The organism is Amycolatopsis sp. NPDC003861, assembly GCF_053605405.1.
The window spans coordinates 1-4,447 of record NZ_JBSGJD010000433.1 but is presented as its reverse complement, the minus strand read 5'-3'; the positions used below and the strand labels follow the sequence as shown (position 1 = coordinate 4,447).

1 protein-coding gene is annotated in these 4,447 nt (G+C 74.1%); it reads right to left on the bottom strand.

Annotated elements, in window-relative coordinates:
• Positions 1-4,447, bottom strand: a 4,447-nt coding sequence (locus ACWEVN_RS46770) for an SDR family NAD(P)-dependent oxidoreductase (RefSeq protein WP_452055572.1), incomplete at both ends; no start/stop codon positions are given.

Below are 4,447 nucleotides of genomic sequence, written 5' to 3'. Positions count from 1 at the left end.
GCAACGTCCGGTCGGGCAGCCGGAGGGCGACGGCCTCGTGCAGCAATTCCGCGGCCTGCCGAGGTTCTTCCGCGCGCCAGCGGTGGATCGCGAGTCGGCGCGGTCAGGCCGTTCGACGCGCCGTCGGAGTTGACCGCCGAGCCGCGGACCACGGCCAGGATCCGGTGGCCGTGGCGCTGCGCGTCCGACAGCCGCTCCAGCAGCAGCAGGCCGGCGCCTTCACCCCAGGCCGTGCCGTCCGCGGCGTCGGCGAAGGCCTTGCAGCGGCCGTCGGCGGCGAGGCCGCGCTGGCGGCTGAACTCGACGAACGTCCCCGGCGTCGCCATCACCGTCACCCCGCCGGCCAGGGCCATCGTGCACTCGCCGAGCCGCAGCGACTGGACCGCCAGGTGCAGCGCGACCAGCGACGACGAACACGCCGTGTCCACCGAAACCGCCGGGCCTTCCAGCCCGAAGGTGTAGGCCAGCCGGCCCGAGGCGACGCTCGCCGCGTTGCCGGTGGCCAGGTGACCTTCGAGGACGTCGGCCGAGCCGAGGAGCAGGGTCGTGTAGTCGTGGCTGTTCGTGCCCGCGAAGACGCCGGTCCGGCTTCCCCGCAGGGTCGCCGGGTCGAGGCCCGCGCGCTCGAAGGCCTCCCACGCGAGCTCCAGCAGGAGCCGTTGCTGCGGGTCCATCGCGAGGGCTTCACGCGGCGAGATGCCGAAGAACCCGGCGTCGAACGCGCCCGCCGCGTCGAGGAACGCGCCTTCGGTCACCGTCACCGAGCCGAGCCGCGCGGGGTCGGCGTCGTAGAGGTTCTCCAGGTCCCAGCCGCGGTCGGCGGGGAAGCCCGACACCGCGTCCGCACCCTCGGACACCAGGCGCCACAGGTCTTCCGGCGAGGCGACGCCGCCCGCGTACCGGCAGCTCATCGCGACGATCGCGATCGGCTCGTCGGCGGCCGCGGACACCGTCGTGGGAGGTGCGGCGACGGCGTCCCCCAGGACGCCGGCCCGCAGGTGCCCGGCGAGCGCCGCCGGTGTCGGCCAGTCGTAGACGAGCGTCGCGGGCAGCGCGAGGCCGGTTTCCGTGCGCAGGGCGTCCCGCAGTTCGATCGCGGTCAGGGAGTCGAAGCCGAGGTCCTGGAACGCCCGGTCCGGGGCGACGGCGGCCGCGCTGGGGTGGCCGAGCACCGCGGCGGCCTGGTCGCGGACCAGCTGCAGCAGCACGTCGCCGGCGGCGGCCGGGGACAGGCCGCGCAGCCGAGTGACGAGACCGCCGGGTTCGGCCACCGGTTCCTCGAGGACGGCTTCGGGGATGGTGGTCAGCAGCGGGCTCGGCCGCCGGGAGGCGAAGGCGGCGGTGAACCGGGGCCAGTCGACGTCGGCGACGGTCACGTTCGTGTCGCTTCCCGCAGCGTGGAGCAGGGCCGAGACGGCCGCGTCCGGATTCAGCGCGCGGAGGCCGCGGCGGAAAAGGTAGTCCTCGGCGTCGTTGTCGGCGGCCATCCCGCCGTCCGCCCACGGGCCCCAGGCCACCGCGGTAGCGGCCAGGCCGCGGGCGCGGCGGGCTTCGGCGAGCGCGTCGAGGTAGGCGTTGGCGGCGCCGTAGCCGCCCTGCTGCCCGCTGCCCCAGACGCCGGCGATCGAGGAGAAGAGGACGAACGCGTCGAGGTCGGTGTCGGCGAGGAGTTCGTCGAGGTGGCGGGCACCGGCCGCCTTGGCCGCCCAGTGGTCCGCGAAGTCGTCCACTTCGGACAAGGGGGCGGATCGGACGACGCCGGCCGTGTGCACGACGGCGGTGAGCCCGGGGCTGAATCGCTCCAGGAGGTCGGCCACGAAGTCCCGGTCCGCGACGTCGCCGGCGGCGAACGTCACCCGGGTGCCCAGCTCGGCGAGTTCCGCACCCAGTTCGGTGGCACCCGGCGCGTCGGCGCCCCGGCGCGAGACGAGCACGAGGTGGTCGGCGCCTTCGCGGGCGAGACGGCGGGCGACGTGCGACCCGAGCGCTCCGGTACCGCCGGTGACGAGCACGGTGCCACGCGGAGTCCACTTAGGACCCGCCGGAGGCGCGTGCTCGAGCCGACGACCGAAGATCCCTTCCGCGCGGAGGGCGATCTGGTCCTCGCCACCGCCGAGCAACGCCTGGAAATTCTTCGGGTCCACAGTGGACGAAACGTCGATCAGGCCGCCCCAGCGGTCCGGGTGTTCGAGCGCGGCGACGCGGCCGAGGCCCCAGACGGCGGCCTGGTCCGGATCCGGTGCGGGGTCCGCGTCGGTGACCCGGACGGCGCCCGACGTGACGCACCACAGCGGTGCGTCGATCCCGGCGTCGCCGAGGGCTCGGAGGAGGCCGATGGTCGGTTCCGGTCCGGCGCCGCTGAGCACGACGACCGGGTCGATGCCCCGCAGGTCCTCGGCGGTGACCGGGCCGTCGAGGCGCACCACGCGGCCGTCCCACCCGGCCAGGGCCGCTTCGAGCTGCGGGGACGGGTCGACGACGAGGCAGTCGCCGGCGAGGGCACGCGTCCCGGTGGGCGCCAAAGGAGTCCAGGCGATCCGGTACCGGTCGAGCTCGACGTGGTGCCGTGCGGGGCGCGGCCAGAACCGTTCGCGCTGGAACGGGTACGGGGGCAGGTCGGCCCGCGGTCCGGCGGGCAGGTGGGCCGCCCAGTCGACGGTGCCGCCGCGGACCCACATCCCGGCCAGGGCGGTCAGCAGGGTGCGTTCCTCGTCGCGGTCCCGCCGCAGCGCGGGGAAGGCCGCCCCCGGCACCATCGCGCTGAGGACGCCGTCGGGGCCGAGTTCGAGGAAGGTGCCGACACCTTCGGCTTCGAGTGCCGCGACACCGTCGGCGAACCGGACCGGTTCCCGGACGTGCCGGACCCAGTAGTCCGCCGTGAACGACGAAGCGAGAGCACCGCTCACATTCGAGAGCACCGGTATCTCGGCCGGGTGGTACTGGAGTTGTTCGACGACCGCGCGGAACTCGTCGAGCATCGGGTCCATCAACGGCGAGTGGAACGCGTGGCTCACCGACAGGCGCTTGGTCTTGGGGAACTGCGCCGCGACTTCGAGGACCGCGGACTCCTCGCCGGAGATGACCACCGACTCGGGGCCGTTCACCGCCGCGATCGAGACGCCCTCGATCAAGGTGACGGCCGGCTCCGGCGCGGCGATCGAGACCATCGCCCCGCCCGGCGGCAGCGCCTGCATCAAGGAGGCTCGGGCCGAGACCAGCGTGCACGCATCGGACAGGGACAGCACCCCGGCCACGTGCGCGGCCGCGATCTCCCCGATCGAATGCCCGGCGACGAAGTCCGGGCGTACGCCGAACGACTCGACCAGGCGGAACAGGGCGACCTCGAGAGCGAACAACGCCGGCTGGGTGAACTCCGTGCGCTCCAGGCGCTCGGCGTCGTCGAAGGCCTCGCGCAGCTCCGGCCGGAAGTGCGCGCACACTTCGTCGAACGCCGAGGCGTAGACCGGGAACCGCTGGTACAGCTCACGGCCCATCCCGATCCGCTGGGCGCCCTGGCCGGTGAACAACACCGCCAGCCGGGTGTCCTCCCGGGCTTCCCCGGTGACCACCTTGCCGTCGAGGACGACCGCGCGGTGGCCGAGGGCGGTCCGGGTGGTCAGCGTCCGGGCGATGGCCGCGGGGTCGGCCGGCACCTCGGCGAGGCGGGAAAGCTGCTCCTGCACCGCTTCCGGCGTCTTCGCCGACAGCGGCCACGGCGTCAGCGTGCCCACCGGCGCCTCCGCGGGCACGGGCTCGGCGGGCGGGACGGACTCGAGGATGGTGTGCGCGTTGGTGCCGCTGACGCCGAACGACGACACCGCGGCCCGCAGCGGCCGGTCGGCCGTCCACTCGCGCGGCTCGGTCAACAGCTCCACCGCACCGGCCGACCAGTCCACATGGGACGAAGGACGGTCGACGTGCAACGTCTTCGGGAGGACGCCGTGGCGCATGGCCATGACCATCTTGATCACCCCGGCGACACCGGCCGCCGCCTGGGTGTGGCCGATGTTCGACTTCACCGAACCCAGCCACAACGGCGTTTCCCGGTCCTGGCCGTAGGTCGCCAGCAGCGCCTGGGCTTCGATCGGGTCACCCAGAGTGGTGCCGGTGCCGTGGGCTTCGACGACGTCGACGTCCGAAGTGGACAGCCGAGCGCTGTCCAGAGCCGCCCGGATCACTCGTTGCTGGGCCGGTCCGTTGGGTGCGGTGAGACCGTTGGACGCGCCGTCCTGGTTGACCGCCGAGCCGCGCACCACGGCGAGGACGTCGTGGCCGTGGCGCCGGGCGTCCGACAGCCGCTCGACCAGCAGCACGCCGGCGCCTTCGCCCCAGCCGGTGCCGTCGGCCGCCTCGGCGAACGCCTTGACCCGGCCGTCCGGGGCGAGCCCGCGCTGGCGGCTGAACTCGACGAACGTCCCCGGCGTCGCCATCACGGTGACGCCGCCGG